Origin of the sequence: Dolichospermum sp. FACHB-1250, assembly GCF_014696335.1 — a bacterium.
GTDB classification, from domain to species: Bacteria; Cyanobacteriota; Cyanobacteriia; order Cyanobacteriales; family Nostocaceae; genus Dolichospermum; species Dolichospermum planctonicum.
On sequence record NZ_JACJPZ010000052.1, the window covers coordinates 1 to 25828 of the forward strand.

The window sequence follows — 25828 nt, forward strand, 5'->3', positions numbered from 1 at the left end:
TGCGCCACTAGAGATATTAAAAGAGTATATTAAAAATCAAGAAAAGCCGTCCTAGAAGCGATGCACTGAGCTTGTCGAAGTGGACGGGGCTTGTATCCCATTATTTTCGGTCAGGTAAAATGGCTGTAATGTTTATTTTTTCGTTGGGAACTTCGGTCGCTTGCTGGGTAAGGGTTTTAGGGGTTTTTTCCCGCTCTCTGTTAGTGGTTTTACCACTTTTTTTCCTGATCTTTGGAAACTGTCTCTGGACACCTTGCTGGGTAAGGGTTTAAAATTGAGGAGTCCCCACTCGCTGGGGACATTAATTGAATGGAAACAGTCCTAGCTCTATTCCCGCTTCTTTCAGGACTATGGTCCCCACTCGCTGGGGACATTAATTGAATGGAAACATTTGATTTGCCATAAATTCAGTACCGATAATTCCAATAGCTAGAATGTCCCCACTCGCTGGGGACATTAATTGAATGGAAACAATTTTGCGGTTCTGGATTAAAGATATTTTTTATCTTGTGTCCCCACTCGCTGGGGACATTAATTGAATGGAAACATTTGTCTGTCTGTGGGGAGGATTAGATTAGCCATTGCAGCAGCTAACCAGTTCGGGTCCCCACTCGCTGGGGACATTAATTGAATGGAAACAAGATGCCAGTTCTTACAAGTCTGGTTACTAATTCGAGTAGTATTTCGTCCCCACTCGCTGGGGACATTAATTGAATGGAAACTTATCCGCTAGATCCTGCCAGGATTTGCACTTAATACGTCCCCACTCGCTGGGGACATTAATTGAATGGAAACACGATTCTAATTCATCATGATTGTAATTTGATTTTAAGTCCCCACTCGCTGGGGACATTAATTGAATGGAAACCTATTAAATCTTCATTGCTTAACTTGCTATTATGTCCCCACTCGCTGGGGACATTAATTGAATGGAAACCAAATAGAAGCTCAGAAAGGTAAAGTCCGTCAAAGACCGTCCCCACTCGCTGGGGACATTAATTGAATGGAAACTTTACTTAATACTAGAATAATATTATTTTGATGTTTGTCCCCACTCGCTGGGGACATTAATTGAATGGAAACCCGCGATCGCCGTCCAATCCAACTTCAGTAACAATGTCCCCACTCGCTGGGGACATTAATTGAATGGAAACATAAGTATCCAATATCGCCCCGTCAAGCCCAACTAAGTAGGTCCCCACTCGCTGGGGACATTAATTGAATGGAAACAAAGAACCGGCTCTTTTTGAGAACCGGAATATTACAAGTCCCCACTCGCTGGGGACATTAATTGAATGGAAACTAGGCAGTGCCAACAACTTCTGTTATCTCTGGATGGTGTCCCCACTCGCTGGGGACATTAATTGAATGGAAACGACCATAAACAAAGAACTATGCCAAGCATCTTTCTCTGGTCCCCACTCGCTGGGGACATTAATTGAATGGAAACTCCTTAGCTCTGTAAGGTCTCCATCTGTATAGCCCTCATCAGGTCCCCACTCGCTGGGGACATTAATTGAATGGAAACAAACTTAATTCCAGTTCCCCAAAGCCCGTTAAATCCCAGTCCCCACTCGCTGGGGACATTAATTGAATGGAAACTAATTAAAAAAGATTTAATCTTGACCAACTCATCAAGTCCCCACTCGCTGGGGACATTAATTGAATGGAAACAAAAGCCTGTCGTCTTCGGCGATCGCGCCTAAAACTTGTCCCCACTCGCTGGGGACATTAATTGAATGGAAACCATCGTAAATGTGTCACCCAGAGGGGCGCGTTCTATGGGGTCCCCACTCGCTGGGGACATTAATTGAATGGAAACTTTTACCACCGACTCCTATCCATCTATGACTTGTTTGTCCCCACTCGCTGGGGACATTAATTGAATGGAAACTGTAAACTGACGACAGGGCGACGCATTGACCAAATCATCCTGATTTCCAAAGAAGGCAAGCGTACTACCTACTTCCTTAAAAAATAGGTAATTTACCTAATTTGCTCCAATAGAATCGGTATCCTGATGTATACATACATCAGGATTTTTTTATGACGCTCCTAAAATGCTCTGAATGCAACAAAGAAATGAGTTCCAAAGCTACCACTTGCCCGAACTGTGGCGCACCCATGAAGCGCAAATCCGGTTGTCTTGGCAATTTATTTTTCGGCTTATCTGCTTTTTTATTCATTATCTTCCTTATCGGACTCGTAGCTCCCAAGACACCAACTCCACCTCAAACGTCCGAAACGGAAACGCCGCCTTCACAGAATAAGGAAATCGAAACTCAGGAGCAAAAGGCAAAAGCAGAAGAGGAAAAAGTGAAGCAACTGCGGGAAGTTGAACTTAATAAGCAGCGGGACGCTGAAATTAATACGAAGATCGAGAAATTCAAACAATGGGCGCTCAACAATACCTCTGTAACAGACATTGCCATTACCGGGAAAATCACAATGCTTGTAACGCTCACACCTGACAAATACACCAACCGCGACGACGTGCGTGTTATTGCCGAAACACTGGCACGTGCATACGCCAACCAAGTTGGGATCGATTTTGCCGTGTGCCACGTCTATTATGGAAACGAAGAATATGTGAAGGGGGAATTTAGCCGATAAACCAGATATATGGCATCCAGAATTGATTTTTGCTAAGTGTTGCCGTCCTAGCAACACTTTTTTTAATTTATTTTCCGACAAATTTATCGAATATTCGATAACGATAAACGCACGGAAATAGCCCATTGCTTGAAGAGGGATTGGGCTATTCGTTGAAACTTACGCCAAAATCAACACCTAAAGCTTTTTCAATACGCCTGATCACTTCTTCGGTGACGGGCGCTCTCAAGTTCCCACTCGCTGGGGACATTAATTGAATGGAAACTGACTTATTCCTTCATAATCACTTTGATTGCTAGACGGGTCCCCACTCGCTGGGGACATTAATTGAATGGAAACTATTGATAATTTCTGGATTGGTGCAACTCTAACCACAGTCCCCACTCGCTGGGGACATTAATTGAATGGAAACTCATCATTCAGCCAGATATAGCCAGCGAGAACCCCAGTCCCCACTCGCTGGGGACATTAATTGAATGGAAACCACTTAGCACTCCTACATTAGTTTTATAGTTCTTCCAAGCCAGCCAGGTCCCCACTCGCTGGGGACATTAATTGAATGGAAACTTTAATAATCCCTACCAACTTGATAGGGATTGTGGGGAAGTTTTTAGCATTCAAACTAATTAGACTGTTGAGGAATTGTGTGCATCTAAGTTAGTTAAGTGCAAGCCCTATTTGCTCTATAGCCTGCTCAAAAGCTTTGATTTTTTGAGGGTCTTTGCAATGCCCCCAAAATATTGCTTGACAACCTTTAACACCCTCTATAGGGGTTTTAAATAACATTGATCTTGTCATCCTGTAGGCATAACCACCTTGACTATCTGGACTGCAATCTGTGATAAAACTTGCACCTATAATGGCTTGTCTAACGGCTATTTTTTTGTCAATACCATATTCAGGAAAGCATGAATCACTAGCCTTGCTGCCACTGGAATGAATCAAAATCCAACCCCTTCTTTTTGTGGGTGAGTTGCGATATTCAAAAGGTTTTTTGCCTAAACAAATAGCATAGGCATGGGGGGCATGGATAGAAATAGCCTTGATTTTATCAATTACTTGATTTGTCATTTTTTTTGTTTTCCTTGTCTCTAACTTTTTGTATAGTAATTGATTAATTGATAATTGACAAGAGATTTATTGGGATATTTACAAATAAATTAAAAACCAATAAACAAGGCTTTTCGTGATAGTTATTAAAGGCTAAACCCCTTTTATGATGCCGTGTCTACTTTAAATAAAATAATATTTGTGCTACGATAAATATAGTTTGCTTGTCTCTCACTAATTCAAGCAGACGGTACACCTCTTAATTAATTAAGAGGTGTTTTTAAATTAATTAAGTCACTAATTCCCGTTCTAATCCCCAGTCCCCACACCCTAACCACACCTTAATACAAGCGTATAGAATCACTAACTAATTAATTTAATCAGTAGTCTATTTTGCTATGTAACGTTTCATCCCCTACAGCCGTATATAATTTAAATGGTGAAAAACTCAGTTTATTCGTAAAGTCACCTCAAGGAGAGCGTCTATTTATATAGCCCATAACGTTCTCAATCGCTTTTAGTGCGTAGTCCCCACTCGCTGGGGACATTAATTGAATGGAAACTTAAACATTTTTCAATGAATTTGCGATGATTCATATTCTGATGTCCCCACTCGCTGGGGACATTAATTGAATGGAAACTTGAGAAATTCCGCGATCCCAAACTGATGACTGACTTTTACAAGCGAGATCCAGAACATTTTAATTTTGTCTTAGGAGCGATTTTACATGAAAATTAAACTTGAATATTGCCCGTTTGGTGACATAGGCGAAAAAGAATTTACTTTGGCAAGTGTTGAAGTTGAGACGGAGCATAATGATCCTTTCGAGATCATTAATCCTGTTGTGAAAATTAAAAGTTACCCAGCAGCAAGCGACCAAAAAAACAAGCTGAAAGCCGCCGCAGAAAAAGCAAGTGTCAGAAAAGGCGTAGAAGAGATGGCTTTAAGAGCTTGGAACAGAGAGATTGAGGTTTCGATTGGATTTCAGGGGCATTGCTATGACACAAAAAATCCAAATAATTTAGACCTGTCATCCGCCGTTTATGGATTGGATTCTTTTAAGGTTTTGAGTATAGAAGGCAATGAAGATTTTAAAAATAAAATCCCGCCTATTCCAGAAGGAGCAGTTTCATAGTCAGATGTTTTAGTCCCCACTCGCTGGGGACATTAATTGAATGGAAACATTAAAACCTCTACAATTTGATCCACATGACTAATCGAGTCCCCACTCGCTGGGGACATTAATTGAATGGAAACGTCATGATATTAAATGCTTATCCTATAAAATTGTTCATCTTTCCCACTCGCTGGGGATATTAATTGAATGGAAACAACGCGATCGCTCATCAATCGTATATATAAATACATAATAAAATATGTACTGATATCAATGTTTGGTAAAGGAAACGCTGTAACTTGATAGCAGCATAAATAAGAACCAATGTCAAAGAAAATAAAATATTTTTAATAAAATCCTCAAAGTCAGGAAAAGCTTACAGAGTAAGGGTTAGAGCAAATATTACAAAAATCTTGAGATATTTTAGATTCCTAGACAAACACTGAATCGCGCTCTTATAATTCATCTATAAGCTAGACAGGGGATCTACCGATGACAGCAGAATATTGGCGGGCTAAGATTTGGGGGTTACTACATGACCCTGTATTAAAGGCATTACATAACAATAGCGGACGGGGTAAAAATAGCTTCTATAAACAACTAGAAGTAATGAAGCCTTGGGTTGAGACAGGTAAAACCCCTGATCAATCAGGTGGTAAAGTATTAGAAAATATCCTCTTAGCGGATTATATAGCTTCAGCTAGTGATAGGTCAGCTATAGGTAGCGTCACAGCTAGTATAAATTATGCCCCAGGTAAAAATCGTGAAAAGGGGTTAGAGATTACACATTTATTATCAGGTGCAAGACAGGAATGGAAAATTAATTCACATGATGAACTTATTAAAGGTAAACGTAAAGATTATTTAGTACAGAAAGAACAGAAGGAACTACTTGCAAAAGTACCTAAAGAATTACAAGATCCAAGTATTAAAGATGATATTAAGAAAATTAAGCAACTTTATTGGTGGTTATGGCGTTGTTTACCTCAAGCAACCTGTGATTTATTTAAAGATAATTCATTAATGTTAATGCCGGCAGAAACCAGGATTCCCGATGCTTCAATTTGGAGTCATGTCAGCATGACATCAGCATTAGCCGGTGCATTGGCAGGATATGATTTAACAGCAGCACAAATACAACGTTGGCAAGGAAATGATGAATTATCTCATCCTTATTTAGCTGTATTTAGTTTTAGTCCAGTACAGGAATTAATTAAATCTAGTCGCAAAATGCGGGATTTTTGGGCGGGTTCTTGGTTATTACATTATTTATCAGCTAAAGTTTGTTGGCAACTAGCCAATCAATATGGACCAGATACCTTACTTTATCCTAGTTTATATGAACAACCATTAATTGACCATTGGTTATTACAACAATATCCAGACTTTGCCCAATTTATTAATAAAGAAACACCAGAAAAAACATCATCAGAATCATTATTAACTGCTGGTTTTCCTAATGTTTTAGTATTGGTGTTACCAGAAGGTAAAGTACAAGCAGCCATGCAGACAGCCCAACAAACGCTGTTAGAAGAATGGTTAAAGATTGGGGATTTAGTATTAAATGAATTGCAAAATGAACGTCATTGGATGAGACAATTAAAACCAGATGATAATAGTTGGCAAGGTTGGTTAAAATCCCAGTGGCAATTTTATTGGACAGCATTACCAATCGGTAAACAAGGGATACAACTTAAAAGTTCTGCAATTGATGAACAAAAAGATACAGAATTTCAAGATTGGTTGGATATCCAAAACGGGACATATAATTTAAGAACCAAGGAAAATCAACTTTTTAAGGATAAAGAATTAGACTTATTAAGAGAAGCACATAAACGACGTTGGAAAAAATATCAAAGAGGCTTTAGTGCTAATATAGGTTCATGGTGGGGTTATATTTTCGATGCAACCCGCGCTAGTTTAGCATCTGTTAAAAATGCTAGAAATTGGGAACTTCCCACAGCCTTTGGACCCCGTTCTACTATTTCTGGTATTGGTCCAGTTGTCAGTTCTGGTAATAAAGATAAAAAGAAAAAAGACTGGATAACAGAAGGTGATACTAAGAAATTATGGGGAAAACATGATGCAGGTTTTTTTGATGGTACAGAACAATTAAACGCTACGGAAGTAGTAAAACGGGGTTTACACAAAATCCTGCCAAAATTATTAGGAATAACAGAAGAAAACATTACATATCCAGATTTAACTTCTGGAGTTGCAGGATATTTGAAAGTTAATCAAAGTAATCCTGAACATAAACGTAATTTTGAAAAAGCTTGTCAAGCAATAGTTGATAAATACCCTGATCTTGAGAACACACTCGCAGAAATAAGAGGTAAATGGGGTATTCCTTGGATAGATAAAAAACAGAATCCTAAAAAATATCATCCCCGCTTACTTAATGCAGGTTGGATATTAGAAGATTTACCCAATAGTGATCAACTCAAGGCAGAATATCGCCAAGACATCAACAATATTATTAGTGAATACTATCCTAGTAATAACCCATCAGATTGGTATGTATTAGCAGCCGGTGATGGTGATAGTATGAGTGAATGGTTAAAGGGTACAAAAATGAAAAATTATGGTGATTATATTCCCTCAACATTATCAGTGAAGTTAGAAAATTTTCCAGAGTTTTTAGCCATTCAAAAACGCATGGGACCTAGTACCCACAATGCATTAAGTCGCGCGTTATTAGATTTTTCTAATCAATTAGTTCCCTATTTGACACAAAGCCGTTATGCGGGTAGATTAATTTATGGTGGAGGTGATGATGTTTTAGCTTATACCAATCTTTGGGAATGGGATAAATGGTTATGGGATATCCGTCAATGTTTTAAAGGTGCAAAAGACCCCCGTGGAGAATTTAGCAATAAGGGTGATTATTGGCAATATTTAAAAGATGATGGTAAAAAAGTTGGTTTAGTTGAGCGTCCATTATTTACAATGGGTAGCACGGCTACAATTAGTTTTGGTATCGTAATTGCCCATCATTCTGTACCCTTAGCAATAGCTTTAGAAAGTCTCTGGGACGCGGAAGACGCAGCGAAAAAACACGAATATCATCATAGTTGCCTTGTACCAACCGAAAAACATGATACAAAAGCCTGTTTTAATAAAAAAGACGCTGTACAAGTGCGGGTAATCTACGGAAACGGAAATACCTTAAAATCCACTGCTAAATTCGATGTTTTTTCTGAATGGCAGCAATTAATCACAAATGATTTAGAAAGTGCGATATTTGAACAAGCTGCGAGTTTATGGAGTCAACACCCCGCACCGAGTTTAGAAGCTATTGTACCTTGGACAAAGGCATTTTGCGATCGCCGAGATCAATTCCAAAATGATGAAGATGCGAAAAAAGAGTTTCAAAAACAGTTAGCGGACTTTTTCACAGCGTTGTTTATTACTACCGAAACCAAACAACTAGATAATGAAATTCAAAGTTGGTTAAAACTAGCGGCATTTGTCAAACGTAACCGTGATATAAAAGTAGGAGGTGAGAAATAATGTATTGGTATAAACTCACACCATTAGACATATTAATGTTAAGAGATGCTAAACCATTTTCACCACAAGAAAGGGCATGGGCTGGTAGTATATTTCCTCCTAATGGTCATACTATAGCTGGTGCATTTAGGGGAATATTGGGGGAAAAGAAAGACTTTAAAATTGTCGGTCCATTCCTTTGTTATCAAAACACAGAAAATACCCTATATCTTCCCCGTCCTTTAGGTTTTGCCAAATCTGTACCCCTTGTCCCTTTAACTTGGGAAACAGAATCTTATATCAAGAATGCCTTATGGGATAAAACTCAACCTTGTCCATTAGTTAAAGCTCATAATAAAAAAGATGATGATGATGATGATTTGGTTAAAGGCAATGGAGTAGAAACAAAATTCAGACAATATTTACCTTATTGTGTTGTTAAGAAATATTTAGAAACCGGGAAAATTGATAAACATTGTTGGAGAGTAGTTGATGGTACTCACGAAGATAAACCTTGGGAAGAAGAAACCCGTTCTCATAATAGCATTGAACCGGGAACAAAACAAGTTAAAGATGCCGATGGTTACTTTGTAGAAAAGGCCATTCGTTTACATCAAAATTGGAGTTTTGCCATAAGCATTAATCACGAAATTACAACACCTGCAACAATCAGATTAGGAGGAGAAGGACACAGATCAATAGTAGAATCTTGTCCAGAATTGGGGGAACAATGGCAAGAATTACAAAACATTTCCCGTGATAATTTTCAAGCTGATACTCAATCAATCGCTTATTTAGTTACTCCTGGAGTTTTTGAAAGACCACATAAATATAATCCTGATCATCCTGAAAAAAGAATCAATTTATGTCGTCCTTATCCCTGGGAATGGAAACTCAAAAACGGTATTTTTGTGAGTATGTCCACAGATAAAGCAGTACCAATCAGTTGTAGAATTAGGGAGAAACAAGACAATACAAAAAGCATTACAAAAAGCATTCCTGCACCCCAGGTTTTTGCCGCACCACCGGGAAGTTTATACTACTTGAATAAACCTCAAGGATTGTTTCAGGATAATGAAAAAGTACACAAGAATGGAACTAATGAAGATAATCGTGTAAACAATTGGCGACAATTGGGTTATTCAGAAATGTTGTGGATTCAATATCAAGGAAAAAGTGAGGAGAAATCTTAATGGAATACATCTATTTATATCTACTTTCACCATTACATACGGGTGGCATAACTCAGGAAGGTAATTTATTAGGAATTGCCCGTGAATCTCATACTAATTTACCTTATATTCCTTCTAGTACAGTCAGGGGTAAAGTACGTTCATTGGCTACAGATAAAGACCTAAAATATCAACTATTTGGCACTGATTTACAAGACGGACAACTAGAACAGGGTGATATTTGGATTGGTGACGCTTCTATATTATGGTTGCCAGTACCATCATTAAGTCATAGTGTAGTATGGATTAGTTGCCCGCTTTTATTACAACGTTGGCAACGTTTACAAGGAGGTAAATTACCCATACCTGTAGAATATAGTTGTAACTTTAATAATAATTCTCCGGTTTATTTAAAGGATGCAATTATCCCAAAAAATCAATTACAACCAGGACAAAATTTACAACAATTTGTACCAAAAGCTGATGCTACGGTTTCTATAAATCGGTTATTGGTTTTACCTGATAAACACTGTGCTACATTAATTCAAATGAGTTTATGGAGACAAGTGAAAATTAAACTCGATGAACATAAATCTGTAAATGGTGGTTTCCGTTATGAGGAGGCAATTCCACCAGATACATTAATGTATTTACCTTGGGGAATTACATCACAAGCTAATGGAAAATCAAAAAAATCTGCTCAAGATTTTAAAACCTTATTAGCAGACAATGAAATATTACAAATTGGCGGACAAGAAAGTTTAGGACGGGGTTTTGTGCAACAATGGATAAAATAATGATAAGTTGTTGTGCGTTTAATTTGTATAATTCTAGTTGTATAATTCTAGCGGGCAAGATGCCCGCACCACAAGATTTAGCTATATTAGGATTATAAAATTTGGGTGCGTCACAGCTTAAATCACCATATTTAGTCCACGAAGGTGAACTTTGACTGTGTAGTAGCGATTTCCAATCGCCCTTTTTATGTTTTTTTCAAAGGAGTGATTAAAAATGACATTTGACCCTAGAACCATTGCCACACCAACTTATGACGCTTTAAATAATTTACGCAATTTACACCGTCAAGATGAGAATCGTTTAAAACAACAAAAAGGTCAAGCGGTGGAACTTTATACATACCTTTCTACTTGGGGAATGATGCGATTAAAAGCCGAAGAAATGGCATTACCTGAGAAGACAATGATGGGTAAAAAAGAAGTGGTAGAAAAATTCTTTGAATGTTTGCAAACTATTTCAGGAACACAAAATTTATCTGGTGAACAAGGTTTAACAACACTAAAAAATTTTAACACAGATGAATATTTAGGTATCACAGGTTTGGGATTAGCTTTAGCACAAGAATTTAGTTTTTGGGCTACTGCTGTTTATTGGGATATTAAGGGAGAGTAAAAATCATGGTATTTGAAAAACCTAATCAACCTAAAAAACCTCAACCATCAGCAAAACCAATGCCAAATGTTAATCAACCTAGAAGAGTAATTAATGTTCCTGTGAGTGGTCATGGAGGTGGTGCTGGGGGTAAACATCAACCACCTATACCTTCTCCCTGGTTAAACCCAGAAAATGAACCTCAACCACATCCAGAGGCGAGTTTTGTAGAATATTTGCGTTGGATGCGAACTCCTTGCAGCAGCGCTTCGCTATCACCCAATCATGATTATAAAGACTCCACCAAAGTACAAATATTACAAATGGCCGAACAGGGGTCAAAATATTCCCAGCGATTACAACAACTAACAAAACGTACTGAATTAATAGCCCAAAAAAGTTTTAAAGTCCAATGTCCTTGGAGAATTAGAGTAGGTGGACATAAAGGACCAGAAAGTATTTTATTACCGGCTTTTGATGCTTTGGGTATTCCTTATATTCCCTCTAGCACCCTGCGCGGTGTGGCCAGAACCCAAGCCATCCGGGAAATCATGGCTAAACACAACATTGAATGGCAAGAAGCAGAAAAACAAATTGCCCTCTATTTTGGTTCATTAGAAACTCAAGATCAAGCCAATCAAGCGGGTAAAGTTGTATTCTTAGACGCTTATCCTTTACCAAATCAAAATCAAAATGTATTAGCTGTGGATATGGTTAATAATATTTGGCAATGGGATAATAATTCACCCAATAATACACCTAAATATAGCCCCAATCCTAACCCATTTTTCAGTTTAGAAAAACCCATATTTGTGATTGGGTTACGGTTAGCTAGTAACTGCCAGGATAACGAAATATTAGAAAAAGTCAAACAGTGGTTAATCAAAGGATTACAAGCTGGTGTAGGTTCTCAAGTTAACACTGGTTATGGTCAATTAAATCCCGCAGGTATAGGTAATCATAAACCTGAAAGTGAATTTTTCCGAGTTGAATTTATTATAGAAGGCCAGTTAATACATGGTAGACAAAAATTAAAAGATATTAAACAGCCTTACCAAAAAGACAGAGATGGTAATTTTAAATTTAGCCAAGGAAAATTAAAACCAGATACCATTCCTAATCCAGAAGTTCGATCTGTTACCTTTAAATCAATGTTACGTTATTGGTTTAGAACCTTTGCACTAGGAATTTTAGAACCTGGACAAGTGCAAACATGGGAAGCTAAAATATTTGGTGGTATTAACCCTAGTAAACAATATGGCTGGTTAATGGTCAGAGTTTTAGAAGGAAAAACTATTAGAGATAATGCTGCAAATAAAAATGATGATTTTGGTGAACAATCAGGAATACTCACATTAAACTATTCACCGGAAATTCCCCAATCTCAAAAACAGAACTTAAAGAAATTAATCAAAAATCTCACCTGGTTAATGTTTCATTTGGGTGGTATTGGTCAAGGTGCAAGAAGACCATTATATTCTCGAAAAAATGGTAATCCTCCCCGTCCTCCTTGGTATCGTGGCTGTAATTTAATTACTGAAAGTGATGATAATTTTTGGACATTACCAGATAATACTCAACAATTTCAAGAATTATTCAAAACTAAAATCAGGAATTTTTATGAAGCATTACAAACCTTAGGTGTGAATTTTAATTCTCGACAATTAAGAACTTGTGGAATAGTTAGAAATAACCAATGGACAGAAGCAATAGACGCAAATTGTCGCATCTTTGTATGTTCTGGAGATGAAAAATTCGGTAAATCTTATGCCCTATCAGTTTTACATAGTGATGAACTAAAATTTAATGATAATTATGACGGTAATCTTTGTGGCAAAATTCAAGATAATCAGGTTATTCCTTCCCCTGTATGGATTACAGATTTAGGAAATTACCAAGTAGTAACAGTATTTGGTGCTAATGAAAATCCACGCCGAAGATATTTAGAAAAATTACAAAATAAATTTCAAATCTTCCCATTATGACAACCACAAATAACACAAATCAAGTTAGCACCCTGATCATTACCGTAGGAACTCGACAAATAGGCTGGCGTTGTCAAGATGGTATTATCCGTTCCTTTGGTGCAGATGGTAATATTAGTTATCCTCCACATATCAACGAACTCTATCAAGAACTAGGAATAGAACGGGGTAAACATGAAGACGAAGATGGTAAAACCTATCCTTGGAGTGGTCGAGATTTAGGTAAAAGATATTATGATTACTGTCAAGAATGGTTAGGTGGTGATTTTAGTAATGTGGAATTATTGTTAGATAAAACTGTCATTGCAGGAGGAGTAAAACAAGGCTTAAAACATATTATCCTATGGGGAACAGACCAACCGGAAAGTATTAGTTGGAATTTTCGCAGATTAGATACTTTATGGTTAGCAGAATTAATGAAGGGAAAAATTAAAAGTTTATTTCCTAATATTAGGGTTGATATTCACGCTCCAAAAATTAATGCTGGTAATAGTCATGAAATTCGAGAAGAATTAGAACAACTGGTTTTAAAAGAAGCTATCAATGCTAACGAAAATCAAGAGTTTGTTCTCTGGATTCAAACTAAAGGATGTACCCCTGTAATTGCTTCTAATGTAGAAATTTGTGCAGCCGCTTTAGTCCGTCAATATCAAGTATTTAATGCTAGTCCCGATGAACCAAAGGAATTTTTTACTACCTTAGAAAATGGTTTAATTACTGCTAATCATTCCCAGAGTTTTCAACCTATTACTATGAGTGAATATTTCTGGGCGTTAGAAAAAGTAAAAATTAAATCAGCTTGGGAAAGAGGTGATTTTTCAGAAGCCCAAATTTGGCTAAAAGTTCATGAAAGTCGTCATTCAGTATTATATAAATTAGCTGGTTTTTTAGCACAATATAGTAACTGGGAATCTAATAAAGATTTTTACCGAAAACTCAAAGATTGGATAGGTTGTAATGATGTTAGTAAAATAACTGATTCAGAACAAATCATCAATTGGAAAACTCAACTGCAAAAAATACAAACTGATGATCTTAGCAAACTTTGGGAATCAACAATCATCTTAGAACTTTCTCTAAAACGAGAAAATTACACCACTGCATTTATTCAGTTTGTCCAATTGTTAGAACAGTTATTATATATTCAATCAACAGCCCAAAATTGGACTGCTAAAGGTTGGATAGTAAGTAATCAAGATGAACCAAGTCTAGCAGAATTAATGCAAGGTTGGTGTATTTACAAAAAATTCAAAGAAGATAATAAATGGTCAAAATTGTTAAAGGCTATTAGAACAAAGCGCAACGAAATTATTCATAAAGGGGAATCTATAAATTCAACAAAAATCGGTAATATTTGGGCTAATAATAAATTTTCAGGTGTATATATGCCAACAACTTCAGAAAACATTAAAAAACTGATGACGGATACATTCAAAGAAATCAGCACTCTTCCGAATTTGAATAACTTATTGATGCGTTCTTTGTATCAGTGGGGATTGCAATATTTAGAGGATGCAAATTAACTAGCGATACTTGCGGTAAGCTATGCTAACGCTTCTGGTAACTTTAGTAATTATTAGTGATCTCTTTAAGCAGGGGAAAGTGGTGCAGCTAGATTTGTTAAGTGAATAGCATTCCTACCCCAATCGTCAGAAAATATCTAGATAAAAATCCTGATTTTAGCTGTATCATATTCCATAATCACTTATATATAAAACAATAAATACCATAAATTCCATAAATAGAGTTATAGTTGAAAACTAATTGATCTCTTGATTATTTTGGCATAATTTTGTATTTTTTGAACAAAATACTATTATGATATAGCAGTTGCCATGCTTGTGAGGTACAAAGTTTTTTAGTTTTAGGGAACTCTGAACAGGGAACTCTGAACAGGGAATAAATTCGTGTGTACTTCATGAGACTGGGAAACGCTATAAGTAGAAAGTAACTTGTGTAAACTCTTATGCAACAACGAAAAATTTTTACTTGGCGATTATTTTACCAGGGACTATGTTGTTCTGTGATTACAGGACTTTATGCTTGCAATAATCAAGCAAATTCTGGTATAAATCTGGAAAATTTTAAGATTGGTGCCAATGTGACACAAATTCAGAAAATCAGCCGCAAAGATGACAATACTACAATTTATATTCAAGGTAAAGTAGAAAAAACCGCTCCTTTAATTAAAAAAAAAGCATATCAAATTAGTGATTCAACTGGTAAAATCTGGGTGATTACTAATCAGAGAAACCTGGGAATTGGAGAACAGGTAATATTCAAAGGTAATGTTAAGTACAAAAGTATTCCTCTGGACGGAAAAGAATACGGGGAAATTTATTTAGAGGTCAAGTAATTTATGAACGGTCAATTAGTGAATGTATCCGTTGCTATTCTCTATCGAGAGAATAAGTTTTTGATGCAATTACGGGATAATATTCCTAATATTATAGCTCCTGGATGTTGGGCTTTGTTTGGTGGACATATCGAACCTGGAGAAACTCCAGAAATAGCGGTTCAACGAGAAGTTATGGAAGAAATTGGTTATGAATTAACGGCTTTTTCTCAATTTGGAATTTATAGCGATCAAAAAGCTGTTCGTTATGTCTTCCAAGCACCCTTGTTAGTACCATTAAATCAACTTGTACTTTCTGAAGGTTGGGATTTAGATTTGTTAACAGCAGAAGATATCCAGCAAGGGGAATATTTTTCTCAAAAAGCAGGAGAAGTAAGACCTTTAGCAATTTTACCTCAAAAAATCATGTTAGATTTTATTAAAACGCTATAAAATGATAGTGTGGGCTGTATCACTTAGGTAATCAAAAGCTTTGAAAATGAAAATTTTTTTTAATTGCTTTTCCAAAAACTTAGATTATTACTTAGATTATTAATAAATTCCATGGAATCACAACCAGAGAAAAAACTAGCAAATTTACCGAAATGGTTAAATATAGGATTAGCATTTCCTATAATTATTCTTAATGGATGGTTATTAATTCAATTTATTAACTATTTTCAACCTTTAGTGAGTATTATTTCTATCGCTATTCTCCTAGCTTTTGTTTTAGATTATCCGATTAAACTTCTCCAAAAACGTGGAGTACCTCGTATTTTAGCTGTTGTAGTAGTATTGCTATTATCTATTATAATTTTAGGTGCAATTGGTGTTATTTTATTACCACTTATTCTGGAGCAATTGAATGAATTAGCTAATCTTCTTCCCTATTGGATTGAATCTGGAACTCAACAAATAGAAGCTTTACAAAATTGGGCATCCACACAAAAATTACCAGTCAATTTAAGTGGTTTGGCTGCTGAATTTTTAGGGAAAATATCTGCTCAACTTCAGTCTTTTACTGGAAAAATCTTAGGTTTTGCTTTGGACACTATTGGAAATTTATTTAATTTAATCATAACTATAGTTCTGACGATTTATCTAGTTTTGAATGGTGAAAGTTTATGGGATGGAATTTATCTCTGGTTTCCTGCACATATTACTAGGAAAGTTAGGGAGTTACTGCGGGAAGATTTTAATAATTATTTCATAGGTCAAGCTACATTAGGTGCTATTTTAGCTATGACTATAACACTCGCATTTGTATTGTTACGTGTGCCTTTATCATTACTTTTTGGCTTAGGAATTGGTTTATTTTCCCTATTTCCTTTTGGAACAGGTATTGGTATTGGTATTGTTAGTTTATTAGTGTCCTTAAAAGACTTTGGTTTAGGTTTAGAAGTTGCAGCTATAGGTGTAGCTATTGACCAAATTAATTCTAATATTGTGGCTCCACGCATTTTAGGAAATTTAACTGGTTTAAATCCTGTATGGGTGGTAATTTCTTTATTGATAGGAGCAAAATTAGGAGGTGTGGTGGGTTTATTAGTTGCTATTCCTCTAGCTAGTTTTATTAAAGATATTGCTGATAATTGGCGCAATGGTGAATTTAAGGAAACCTCTGTTAATGTTGATATTGAATATCTAAAAGAATCATAAATTATGGAAAATCTGATTTATTGGTTTGGTGGATATTTATAAAAAATTCTGCCATATTAACTGCATATCTTATTTTTCAGATCTTATTTTTCATAAATGGGATGTAGTTGAATATGCAAAAAAACAAGAAACTGATTACAATACTCAAGATCAAATCTCATTCCTTTGTCTAACTATCATGGAAAACTTTGTTTTTTATAATCCTGTTAAAATCCTGTTTGGTAAAGGTCAAATTGCTAACATTGGTACAGAAATTCCCCCAGAGGCTAAAATCCTGATTACCTACGGCGGAGGTAGTATTAAAGCCAATGGTGTTTATGATCAGGTAAAATCAGCATTAGCGGGACGGAATGTATTTGAGTTTGGCGGTATTGAACCTAACCCCCACTTAGAAACTTTAATGCAAGCCGTTGAATTGATACGCAAAGAAGGTATTGACTTTCTCCTCGCAGTGGGTGGTGGTTCTGTCGCGGACGGAACTAAATTTATCGCTGCTGCTGTTCCTTTTATAGGCGACCCTTGGGATATTTTAGCAAAGGGTGCGCCTGTAACTGCGGCTTTACCAATGGGGGTGGTGTTGACCTTACCGGCGACCGGTTCGGAAATGAATACAAACGCGGTTATTACCAAGTGGGAAACTCAAGAAAAGTTATATTTCGCCAGTCCTTTGGTATTTCCTAAATTTTCAGTTCTTGACCCGGAAACAACTTTTTCCCTCCCTCCTAGACAAGTTGGTAATGGTATTGTTGATGCTTTTACTCATGTCATGGAACAATATTTAACCTATCCGGTAAATGCTCCATTACAAGACCGCATGGCTGAATCAATTTTGAAAACTTTGATTTCAGAAGGACCAAAAACTTTAGCAAACCCTACAGACTATGATACTAGAGCAAATTTAGTTTGGTCAGCAACAATGGCCTTAAATGGGTTAATTGCGGCTGGTGTTCCCCAAGATTGGACTACTCATATGATAGGTCATGAATTGACAGCTTTACATGGCTTAGATCATGCTCAAACTTTAGCGGTTGTCTTACCTAGCACTTTAACAATTAGACGCGATCGCAAATGGCAAAAACTTCTACAATATGCAGATAGAGTCTGGGATCTTGTCGGTGGTTCAGAAGAGGAACGGGTGAATACAGCAATTAGTAAAACTCGTGATTTCTTTGAATCAGTTGGGGTGCGTACTCACTTATCTGATTATGGTGTGGGGTTAGAAACTATTCCCGCAGTTATTGAGAATTTAGAAAAACATGGGATGACAGCTTTGGGAGAAAATAAAGATGTTAACTTGGAAGTTGTTGAGCAAATTTTAGCTCTTTGTGCTTAGAAATTAAATTGGTAGGGTAACGATAAATATTGCTTGATTTAGGGTGAAAGGGAAAGAGGAAAATGATCATAAACAAATATTTACTCTTTACCCTTTAACCCTTTCCATCACAAAGCAATTTTTAAAATCTACAATTTGAAAGACAAAGATTTTCTATAATTCAACCAAAATGGTACAAGTAATCCAAAAAGCTCTGACATTAGATGAGTTTCTGCAACTACCAGAAACGAAACCTGCAAGTGAATATATTGATGGTCAAATCATTCAAAAACCCATACCACAAGGAAATTATCATATTGAACATTTTAAACCTCAAGGTATAGATGAAACTGTGAGATTTGATTATTTTAATCTTATAGTTTCCTGTCAAGGAGAAGATCAACAACCCCGTGTTCCTGTACATTGTGGACATCAAAAAGATAATTGGTATGATGAAAAGTTGTTAGTTTCACCGTTAATAGCAAATTGTGCAGGGTTTTTTAAATATTCTGCTGCTGGTGAAATTTTACCGACAGAAGAAACTAATAAAAAACTTGCTGCTGAGACAACAATAGAAAAATTAGCTTTGAATATTCCCAATTTAAAAAGAATGCGTCAAGCTGCAATTGATGCAGAATTAAAATTATTAGAAGATGAAGACTTTAATGAAGAGGAAATCAGGAATATTATTAAGGATTATTTAGAATTGAATAATGACGGAAAGTATCAACCATTTTGTGTTACTATTGTTTATATTTTGGAAAATTATTACTGTAATTCAATTGATCCAGGTTAAAACATATTTCGTGGACAATAAGCAGTATAATAATATAAAGATATTAAGGAGCTTACATATTCCATGCCAACTATTAAACAAAGATTTACTGTAATTATTGAAAAAGAAGACAATGGGTATGTTTCCCTGTGTCCAGAATTAGATATTGCTAGTCAAGGAGATAGCATTGAGGAAGCAAAAGATAATTTAAAAGAAGCAATTGAATTATTTTTAGAGTTTGCTTCACCTTCAGAAATAAAAAATCGTCTTAAAAGCGAAATTTTTATTACTAATTTGGAGGTTTCTGTTGGGTAAGTTACGCTTACTATCAGGTAAAGAAATCTGCAAAATTTTACAAGACAATGGCTTTACAGAAGTTAGACAAAAAGGAAGTCATATTGTCATGCAAAAAGCAATAGAAGACTCTACTTTGACTGCTATTGTACCTAACACTCATCTGTTAAACTTGGTACATTAATGTCAATTATTCGACAATCTCAACCACCTCGTTCTCTATTTGAATAATAATTTTATCTCCAATCTCCAATCTCAAATCACTATGACACAACAACCGATACAAGTAATTGGCGGCGGACTTGCAGGAACAGAAGCAGCATGGCAAATAGCCCAAGCGGGCGTGCCTGTAATTCTTCATGAGATGCGCCCTAAACGCTTCAGCCCTGCCCATCATACCGAAAATTTAGCCGAATTGGTCTGTAGTAACTCCTTTGGGGCTATGGCCAGCGATCGCGCTGCTGGTCTATTACACGCAGAATTACGGCAACTTGGTTCTATTGTCATCTCTAAAGCAGATGAACACGCAGTCCCCGCTGGTGGGGCTTTGGCGGTGGACAGAGGACAATTTGGGGAAGATTTGACCAAAACCCTAGCCAATCACCCTTTAATTGATTTTCGACGGGGGGAAGTTACAGCCATTCCCGAAGGTATTGTCGTTTTAGCTTCAGGACCCTTAACCAGTCCCGATTTAGCCGCAGATTTACAACGATTTACGGGGATGGAATACCTCAACTTTTTTGATGCTGCAAGTCCCATTATTGCGGGAGATTCTATCAATAAAGATATTGTATTTATGGCTTCTCGCTATGACAAAGGTGAAGCAGCTTATCTAAATTGTCCCATGAATAAAGAGCAGTATTTACAATTTAGAGAAGCACTTTGTCAAGCCGAACAAACAGAATTAAAAGACTTTGAAAGAGAAACAGCGAAATTTTTTGAAGCTTGTTTACCAATTGAAGAAATGGCAAAAAGAGGGGAAGATACCATGCGTTATGGACCTCTCAAACCAGTGGGTTTATCCGATCCTCGTACTGGAGAACGTAATTATGCGGTAATTCAATTGCGACAAGAAGATAAAGCTGGTCAACTTTGGAATATGGTAGGATTTCAAACTAATTTGCGTTGGGGTGAACAAAAACGAGTATTTCAAATGATACCTGGGTTAGAAACAGCCGAATTTGTCAGATTAGGAGTAATGCACCGCAATACTTTTTTAAATGCACCTCAGTTAATGTTAGCAACTTTGCAATTTAAACAACGTCCCACCTTATTAGCTGCGGGACAATTAATCGGAACAGAAGGTTACACTGCTGCATCTGCGGGAGGTTGGTTAGCGGGAACAAATGCTGCGAGATTAGCTTTAGGAAAAGAACCGTTAATTTTACCTATTACAACCATGATGGGGGCATTATTTGAGTTTATCAGATCCGCTGCACCAAAACATTTTCAACCCATGGCTCCTAACTTTGGAATTGTCCCAGATTTGGGTGTAAAAATCAAGAGTAAACCAGAAAAATATGGACGTTACCGCGATCGCTCCTTAGCAGATTTAGCAACTTGGAGAAGGGAAAACTTACCCATTTTAATTGAAGAGGAAAAACATAGCTAATTTGCATAGCTAAAATTTGTCAAACTTTTGTGGGGTAGACTTCTTTCTCTTGTGGGGTGGGCTTCTAGCCCGCCATAATAATAAAATTTACATAAAATTTACAAATGACGCAAAAACCTCTCAACCCCTTATTTCTCCGTGTTCTCTGTGGTTTGTTATTATTAATACATAAATATGAAGTTGTATAGAAAGACCGTATTAAGAATAATTAACCGCAGATAACCGCAGATAACCGCAGATAAACACAGATAACCGCAGATAAATAATGATGATCATTCTGTGCAATCTCAGATAAAATTGCTATAAGTCCTAAAAATCAAGGTTAAAATAACGAAATTAAATTTTATGCAGTTAGAAAAAATTGTCAAAACAACTCACCAACAAAGTGTTTCCCGGTTCAATTATCAAATTAGATCATGGCTTAACATTAATTCACCAAGAGATATCCACTACACCAGTGGTAGTAGCTGACGTTTGGGTGCGTGCAGGTGCTAACCTAGAACCAGAATCTTGGTTTGGAATGGCACATTTCCTAGAACACATGATTTTTAAAGGCACTCCCAACCTGCTTCCTGGGGAATTTGATGATCACATCGAAAAAATTGGCGGTGTCAGTAATGCGGCAACAAGCCACGATTATGCCCATTATTGCATTACAACCGCTGCTAATCATCTAGAACATACTCTACCCCATTTAGGGGAATTACTCCTGAATGCAGCCATTCCTGACGACGAATTTATCAGGGAACGGGATGTGGTGTTAGAAGAAATTCGTGGTTATAATGATGATCCCGATTGGCTGGGTTTTCAATCTCTGGTTAAAAATGTTTACCAAAACCACCCTTATGGACGTTCTGTCTTGGGTACTGAGAAAGAATTGATGCAGCATTCTCCGGAGGCTATGCGTTGCTTTTATCGCAGTTATTACCAACCAGAAAATATGACTGTGGTAATTGTGGGGGGAATTGGTGAAAAAGCTGCTCAGGAATTGGTAAGCCGTGTATTTGCGGATTTTCCCAAACGGCATAGTTGTCCCCAAGGCAAAGTTCCAGCCCCGATAATTAAAGGCATTCGTCGTCATGAGTTAATATTACCGAGATTGGAACAAGCCAGGTTAATGATGGCTTGGAAAGTACCAGGTGTAGAAAAATTTCGGGCTGTTCATGGTTTAGAATTATTATCAGCGCTATTAGGGGCAGGCAGAATTTCTCGCTTAGTATCTGATTTGCGGGAAGATAAACAACTTGTTCAAGGAATTTCCTGTGATTTTTCTCTACAACAAGAATCAAGTTTATTTACAATTACAGCTTGGTTAGAATCAGAATATCTGCAACGAGTTGAAGATTTAATTTGTTCCCATTTACAAGCATTGCAAAATCAAGAAATTAGTCAGCAAGAATTAAATCGCATTCAGAGGATTTTATGTAATGATTATGCTTTTTCTACAGAAACACCAAATCAACTAAGTAGTTTTTATGGTTTTTATCATACTATAGCCCAAGCTGAATTGGCTGTTACTTATCCCCAAGAAATCCGGTCTTTCAATGCTCAGGAATTGCAAAAAATAGCTCAACAGTATCTTTCTCCAGCTAATTATGCTGTGACAATTCTCCAACCTTGTTAATTATTAACCTGTGAAATTAAGAATGCAAAGTATTAATAGTCCCTCGCTCATTCATCGTACTGTATTAAGTAATGGCATTGTTTTATTAGTATCAGAAAATCAAGCCGCTGATATTATTGCCGGACGGATTTTTATTCGTGCTGGTAGTTGTTATGAACCACGAGAAAAAGCTGGTTTAGCTCATTTGTTATCAGCAGTAATGACAAAGGGTTGTGATGGTTTATCAAGCTTAGAAATTGCTGAAAAAATTGAATCTGTGGGAGCTAGTTTAGCTACAGATGCAGCTACAGATTATTTTTTGCTATCTTTAAAAACAGTAACTGCCGATTTTGTTGATATTTTAACATTAGCCGGACAATTATTGCGATCGCCTACTTTTCCTGAAAATCAAATAGAATTAGAAAAACGATTAGCAATTCAAGATATTCGTTCCCAAAAAGAGCAACCTTTTCACCTAGCTTTTGAACAATTGCGTCAGGTAATGTACTCAAATCATCCCTATTCTATGTCAGTTTTAGGGGATGAAACAACTATGAGCAGTATTACCCGTGCTGACTTAGTTGAATATCATCAAACTCATTTCCGTCCTGATAATATTGTAATTAGCATTGCTGGACGCATTACAGCAGAACAAGCAGAAAAGCTAATTACAAAGATTTTTGGTGACTGGAAAATACCCACTTCTGTCAAATATACTCTTAATTTATCACCAATTATTGCCTCACCCAAACCTTGTCTACAACCCTTAAATACACAACAATCAATTATCATATTAGGTTATTTAGGACCATCAGTAAATAACCCAGAATATGCCGCTCTTAAATTGCTTTCTAGTTATTTAGGTAATGGTCTTTCTAGTCGTTTATTTGTAGAATTGCGAGAAAAGCAGGGTTTAGCTTATGATGTATCTGCTATTTATTCTACCCGACTATTTCCCGCTGCCTTTATAGTTTATATTGGTACTGCACCAGAAAATACCAAAATTGCTTTTCAAGGACTCCGCCATGAAGTAGAATTATTATGTAACACCGAACTATCAGCAGCAGCATTACAAACCGCTAAAAACAAAATTATCGGTCAATATGCTTTAGGTAAACAAACTAATGGACATATTGCTCAAATATATGGTTGGTATGAAATTTTAGGTTTAGGAATTGAATTTGATCAACAATTTCCCGAACTAATTAATAATGTCACAGCAACGGAGGCAATTACATCTGCTCGTAAATATTTACAAACACCATACTTGTCTATAGTTGGACCAGAAGAAGCTATTGGGACTGTCATTTTTTAACATCTTCATCTCATTAATCTCAAAAAAACCTGAAATTGCGGAAGTTGGGTTGACCCAAGGAAACCCAACAAAATCTGCTCGCCCTCAGTGTCATATAATATAAGCATAGGAAACTTATATAAAAGTTATAAAAGTTCTATGAAAGTTAGTCACATGACAAGTATCCCCAAATTCAGAGCCAATTGTTGTTATTGTTTACTATTGTTAATAACAACACCCCTATTAATTAGTTCATCTGCATTAGTATCAATAGCACTGCCATTTAAAACCGCTCAATCAAACCCAGAAACGAAAATTAACCGTCCTCTCCTAAAACTGGGTAGTCAAGGGGAGCGCGTTACCGAACTTCAAGCAGCTTTGAAGATTTTAGGCTTTTATACGGGAGATGTAAATGGTACGTATCAACAAAGTACAGCTATGGCCGTTTATCGCTTTCAGCAAGCTGCTGGGTTAAATCCGAATGGTAATGTAGATAATATTACTTGGCAAAGACTATTTCCCAGTCCTGCAAATATCTCTTCATCACCTAATACTATCAATAGTATTACTAATATTCCCAGTCAAATAAATAATAAACCCAAAATTAATAGCCCAACTATCAAACGCACAACCCCGGCAAATAAAATTCAACCAACTCCTATTAATCAGCAAATACCTGGTATCCAATATACAACCGAGGGATGGCCAATTTTGCGTTTAGGTATGAGTGGTCCAGAAGTAATTAAGTTGCAAAAACAATTACAAAATCTAGGGTTTTTAACTGGTAAAATAGATGGGTATTTCGGAGTATCCACGGAAACAGCAGTCAAATCTGCTCAACTCCGTTACGGACTAGAACCTGACGGTGTAGTTGGTGGTGGTACATGGAAAGTTTTTGTAAAACGCACTTCCCAATAACGATAAAAATATGAAACACTTCCTCTTGACCTGGCTTGGTACTGCGGTAGCATTGTTAATTACAGCTAAAATCGTCCCTGGTATCATTCTCAGTGGCTTTACTGCTGCTTTAATGGCCGCTATTGTCATTGGTTTAGTAAATGCCATTATTCGCCCTATTTTGCAGATTTTAGCATTTCCTATCACCTTCATCACTTTAGGCTTATTTACATTTGTAATTAATGCCTTAACTCTATGGTTTGCGAGTTCCATAACTCCCGGTTCTGGGTTTGAAATTCGGGGTTTTATTCCCGCTTTTTTCGGTTCAATAGTCCTATCAATTGTTTCTGGTATTATTAACCAAGTTGTTAATACAATTGATTAAATATCAATTCTTAATCACTTTTAAATTGTGGTGCGGGCATCCTGTCCGCTATAATTATACAAATTAAATACAAATTAAATGCAGTACAGTTGAGCAACGGCTACAGTTAGCGCTCCTCCTTTGTCTTGGAATCGAAAAATCTGTTTAGGAACTAATAAAGTTATTTCCGCAGATGTGATTTCTGAAGCTGCAAGAATTGCTGATGCCTCTGCTACGCTAGATGTCCCCAATAACTTAGTAATACTATGATTAGGATTAGGAACAAATACATTATTTAAAAATTCAGAACTAAAGGTTTTTAAAGGTAAATTTTCTAAATCACAAAATTCTACCAAACCAATTTCTGAAGCTTTTTTATCAATAGTTGCAATTCCAGCTATTTCATCATACACAAGTTGGTACTCTTGGAAAACCTTTTTAATAGCGGATTTAATTAACTCCTGGGAAATTCCTTGTTGACAACCAATTCCCACCCATAAACTTTTTTTATATGCCACATTATGCACTTCGTTTTGTAATAGGACTTACGCCAAATATCTCTCAAACCTCCTTTCCTTCCTGTTCTTTGCTCCTTCGTGGTTCATTGGAAGAAGATAAAAGGGGATAGGTAAATCTTTCAGATGTTAAATTAACTTTTTGACACAGATGGGGATAAGCTCACCACAGTCATCGCTAAAAAATTGTCGCTCAAAACAAAACCCCCACTAAATAAATAGAGAGGGTGATGTGGTTGTAAAAAATAAACCTGGCATCGAGCTATTTTGACATGGGGCTACCCCCAAACTATCGTCGCCGCAGCAGCGTTTCACCTCTGAGTTCGGGAAGGGATCAGTGTGGTTCCAC

The 25828-nt window shown here is 36.6% G+C and carries 22 protein-coding genes, 1 rRNA gene and 2 CRISPR repeat arrays; of the genes, 20 read left to right on the top strand and 3 right to left on the bottom strand.

Going from position 1 to position 25828, the window contains the following annotated elements:
• Window positions 1–281 precede the first annotated feature (281 nt).
• Window positions 282–1894: a CRISPR direct-repeat array (repeat unit 36 nt; unit sequence GTCCCCACTCGCTGGGGACATTAATTGAATGGAAAC).
• A gap of 152 nt (window positions 1895–2046) precedes the next feature.
• On the top strand, window positions 2047–2613 hold the full coding sequence (locus H6F39_RS16465) for a zinc ribbon domain-containing protein (protein WP_190397055.1): 567 nt from the start codon (window positions 2047–2049) through the stop codon (window positions 2611–2613).
• A 229-nt stretch (window positions 2614–2842) separates the two neighbouring features.
• Window positions 2843–3181: direct repeats of the CRISPR family, unit length 36 nt; unit sequence GTCCCCACTCGCTGGGGACATTAATTGAATGGAAAC.
• An 89-nt stretch (window positions 3182–3270) separates the two neighbouring features.
• Here the strand turns inward: H6F39_RS16465 and H6F39_RS16470 are convergent.
• Window positions 3271–3684, bottom strand: a complete 414-nt coding sequence (locus tag H6F39_RS16470; RefSeq protein ID WP_190397056.1) for a hypothetical protein — start codon at window positions 3682–3684, stop codon at window positions 3271–3273.
• 707 nt (window positions 3685–4391) lie between these two features.
• Here H6F39_RS16470 and H6F39_RS16475 point away from each other — a divergent pair.
• From H6F39_RS16475 to H6F39_RS16565, 19 genes are all read left to right on the top strand, one after another.
• The gene (locus tag H6F39_RS16475; RefSeq protein ID WP_190397057.1) at window positions 4392–4799 is read left to right on the top strand and encodes a hypothetical protein; all 408 of its coding nucleotides are present in this window, start codon (window positions 4392–4394) and stop codon (window positions 4797–4799) included.
• Between the two features lie 474 nt (window positions 4800–5273).
• Window positions 5274–8294: a type III-B CRISPR-associated protein Cas10/Cmr2 gene (gene cas10, locus H6F39_RS16480; RefSeq protein ID WP_190397058.1), complete on the top strand. Its 3021-nt coding sequence runs from the start codon at window positions 5274–5276 to the stop codon at window positions 8292–8294.
• Window positions 8294–9466, top strand: a complete 1173-nt coding sequence (locus tag H6F39_RS16485; RefSeq protein WP_190397059.1) for a type III-B CRISPR module-associated Cmr3 family protein — start codon at window positions 8294–8296, stop codon at window positions 9464–9466. Before cas10 ends, H6F39_RS16485 begins: the two co-directional genes overlap by 1 nt.
• Window positions 9466–10242 (top strand): type III-B CRISPR module RAMP protein Cmr4, encoded by a 777-nt coding sequence (gene cmr4 / locus H6F39_RS16490; RefSeq protein WP_190397060.1) that lies wholly within the window; start codon window positions 9466–9468, stop codon window positions 10240–10242. Before H6F39_RS16485 ends, cmr4 begins: the two co-directional genes overlap by 1 nt.
• A 214-nt stretch (window positions 10243–10456) precedes the next feature.
• Window positions 10457–10855: a hypothetical protein gene (locus tag H6F39_RS16495; protein ID WP_190397061.1), complete on the top strand. Its 399-nt coding sequence runs from the start codon at window positions 10457–10459 to the stop codon at window positions 10853–10855.
• A gap of 5 nt (window positions 10856–10860) precedes the next feature.
• Entirely contained in the window at window positions 10861–12819 is a 1959-nt protein-coding gene (gene cmr6 / locus H6F39_RS16500; RefSeq protein WP_190397062.1) for a type III-B CRISPR module RAMP protein Cmr6, read from the top strand.
• Window positions 12816–14342, top strand: coding sequence for a hypothetical protein (locus H6F39_RS16505; RefSeq protein ID WP_190397063.1), 1527 nt, complete (start codon window positions 12816–12818; stop codon window positions 14340–14342). Before cmr6 ends, H6F39_RS16505 begins: the two co-directional genes overlap by 4 nt.
• A 443-nt stretch (window positions 14343–14785) precedes the next feature.
• Window positions 14786–15175, top strand: a complete 390-nt coding sequence (locus tag H6F39_RS16510) for a hypothetical protein (protein WP_137909179.1) — start codon at window positions 14786–14788, stop codon at window positions 15173–15175.
• 3 nt (window positions 15176–15178) lie between these two features.
• Window positions 15179–15607: an NUDIX hydrolase gene (locus H6F39_RS16515; RefSeq protein ID WP_190372377.1), complete on the top strand. Its 429-nt coding sequence runs from the start codon at window positions 15179–15181 to the stop codon at window positions 15605–15607.
• A gap of 111 nt (window positions 15608–15718) precedes the next feature.
• Window positions 15719–16813 (top strand): AI-2E family transporter, encoded by a 1095-nt coding sequence (locus tag H6F39_RS16520; RefSeq protein WP_137909177.1) that lies wholly within the window; start codon window positions 15719–15721, stop codon window positions 16811–16813.
• Between the two features lie 178 nt (window positions 16814–16991).
• Window positions 16992–18146, top strand: a complete 1155-nt coding sequence (locus H6F39_RS16525; RefSeq protein ID WP_190397064.1) for an iron-containing alcohol dehydrogenase — start codon at window positions 16992–16994, stop codon at window positions 18144–18146.
• A gap of 169 nt (window positions 18147–18315) precedes the next feature.
• Window positions 18316–18921, top strand: a complete 606-nt coding sequence (locus H6F39_RS16530) for a retron system putative HNH endonuclease (RefSeq protein WP_137909175.1) — start codon at window positions 18316–18318, stop codon at window positions 18919–18921.
• Window positions 18922–18984: 63 nt separating this feature from the next.
• A complete protein-coding gene (locus H6F39_RS16535) occupies window positions 18985–19215 on the top strand; it encodes a type II toxin-antitoxin system HicB family antitoxin (protein WP_028084382.1) in 231 nt (76 codons plus the stop codon).
• A complete protein-coding gene (locus tag H6F39_RS16540; RefSeq protein ID WP_236097176.1) occupies window positions 19208–19378 on the top strand; it encodes a type II toxin-antitoxin system HicA family toxin in 171 nt (56 codons plus the stop codon). The genes H6F39_RS16535 and H6F39_RS16540 overlap by 8 nt, the downstream gene beginning before the upstream one ends.
• A gap of 81 nt (window positions 19379–19459) precedes the next feature.
• Window positions 19460–20806 carry an FADH(2)-oxidizing methylenetetrahydrofolate--tRNA-(uracil(54)-C(5))-methyltransferase TrmFO gene (gene trmFO, locus H6F39_RS16545; protein ID WP_190372375.1) on the top strand — a complete coding sequence of 449 codons (1347 nt, stop codon included), beginning with the start codon at window positions 19460–19462 and terminating at the stop codon, window positions 20804–20806.
• Window positions 20807–21191: 385 nt separating this feature from the next.
• Window positions 21192–22430: an insulinase family protein gene (locus tag H6F39_RS16550; protein ID WP_190372403.1), complete on the top strand. Its 1239-nt coding sequence runs from the start codon at window positions 21192–21194 to the stop codon at window positions 22428–22430.
• A gap of 22 nt (window positions 22431–22452) precedes the next feature.
• Complete coding sequence (locus tag H6F39_RS16555) at window positions 22453–23724, top strand: pitrilysin family protein (protein ID WP_190397065.1); 1272 nt, start codon at window positions 22453–22455, stop codon at window positions 23722–23724.
• 153 nt (window positions 23725–23877) lie between these two features.
• Window positions 23878–24621 (top strand): peptidoglycan-binding protein, encoded by a 744-nt coding sequence (locus H6F39_RS16560; protein WP_242028661.1) that lies wholly within the window; start codon window positions 23878–23880, stop codon window positions 24619–24621.
• Window positions 24622–24631: 10 nt separating this feature from the next.
• Complete coding sequence (locus H6F39_RS16565) at window positions 24632–24985, top strand: phage holin family protein (protein ID WP_137909170.1); 354 nt, start codon at window positions 24632–24634, stop codon at window positions 24983–24985.
• Between the two features lie 74 nt (window positions 24986–25059).
• Here the strand turns inward: H6F39_RS16565 and H6F39_RS16570 are convergent, their stop codons facing one another.
• The gene (locus H6F39_RS16570; protein WP_236097204.1) at window positions 25060–25482 is read right to left on the bottom strand and encodes a cobalamin biosynthesis protein; all 423 of its coding nucleotides are present in this window, start codon (window positions 25480–25482) and stop codon (window positions 25060–25062) included.
• Window positions 25483–25728: 246 nt separating this feature from the next.
• Window positions 25729–25828: ribosomal RNA gene (gene rrf, locus H6F39_RS16575) — 5S ribosomal RNA — on the bottom strand; the annotation flags it as partial.

Excerpts from the sequence above, each read along its gene's own strand:
- H6F39_RS16565 (WP_137909170.1), top strand. The coding sequence starts at position 24,632 with ATGAAACACTTCCTCTTGACCTGGCTTGGTACTGCGGTAGCATTGTTA.
- H6F39_RS16535 (WP_028084382.1), top strand. The coding sequence starts at position 18,985 with ATGCCAACTATTAAACAAAGATTTACTGTAATTATTGAAAAAGAAGAC.
- H6F39_RS16475 (WP_190397057.1), top strand. The coding sequence starts at position 4,392 with ATGAAAATTAAACTTGAATATTGCCCGTTTGGTGACATAGGCGAAAAA.
- H6F39_RS16555 (WP_190397065.1), top strand. The coding sequence starts at position 22,453 with ATGCAAAGTATTAATAGTCCCTCGCTCATTCATCGTACTGTATTAAGT.
- H6F39_RS16515 (WP_190372377.1), top strand. The coding sequence starts at position 15,179 with ATGAACGGTCAATTAGTGAATGTATCCGTTGCTATTCTCTATCGAGAG.
- H6F39_RS16495 (WP_190397061.1), top strand. The coding sequence starts at position 10,457 with ATGACATTTGACCCTAGAACCATTGCCACACCAACTTATGACGCTTTA.
- H6F39_RS16485 (WP_190397059.1), top strand. The coding sequence starts at position 8,294 with ATGTATTGGTATAAACTCACACCATTAGACATATTAATGTTAAGAGAT.
- H6F39_RS16560 (WP_242028661.1), top strand. The coding sequence starts at position 23,878 with ATGACAAGTATCCCCAAATTCAGAGCCAATTGTTGTTATTGTTTACTA.
- trmFO (WP_190372375.1), top strand. The coding sequence starts at position 19,460 with ATGACACAACAACCGATACAAGTAATTGGCGGCGGACTTGCAGGAACA.
- cmr4 (WP_190397060.1), top strand. The coding sequence starts at position 9,466 with ATGGAATACATCTATTTATATCTACTTTCACCATTACATACGGGTGGC.
- H6F39_RS16470 (WP_190397056.1), bottom strand. The coding sequence starts at position 3,684 with ATGACAAATCAAGTAATTGATAAAATCAAGGCTATTTCTATCCATGCC.
- cas10 (WP_190397058.1), top strand. The coding sequence starts at position 5,274 with ATGACAGCAGAATATTGGCGGGCTAAGATTTGGGGGTTACTACATGAC.
- H6F39_RS16510 (WP_137909179.1), top strand. The coding sequence starts at position 14,786 with ATGCAACAACGAAAAATTTTTACTTGGCGATTATTTTACCAGGGACTA.
- H6F39_RS16465 (WP_190397055.1), top strand. The coding sequence starts at position 2,047 with ATGACGCTCCTAAAATGCTCTGAATGCAACAAAGAAATGAGTTCCAAA.
- H6F39_RS16520 (WP_137909177.1), top strand. The coding sequence starts at position 15,719 with ATGGAATCACAACCAGAGAAAAAACTAGCAAATTTACCGAAATGGTTA.
- H6F39_RS16530 (WP_137909175.1), top strand. The coding sequence starts at position 18,316 with ATGGTACAAGTAATCCAAAAAGCTCTGACATTAGATGAGTTTCTGCAA.
- H6F39_RS16525 (WP_190397064.1), top strand. The coding sequence starts at position 16,992 with ATGGAAAACTTTGTTTTTTATAATCCTGTTAAAATCCTGTTTGGTAAA.
- H6F39_RS16505 (WP_190397063.1), top strand. The coding sequence starts at position 12,816 with ATGACAACCACAAATAACACAAATCAAGTTAGCACCCTGATCATTACC.
- cmr6 (WP_190397062.1), top strand. The coding sequence starts at position 10,861 with ATGGTATTTGAAAAACCTAATCAACCTAAAAAACCTCAACCATCAGCA.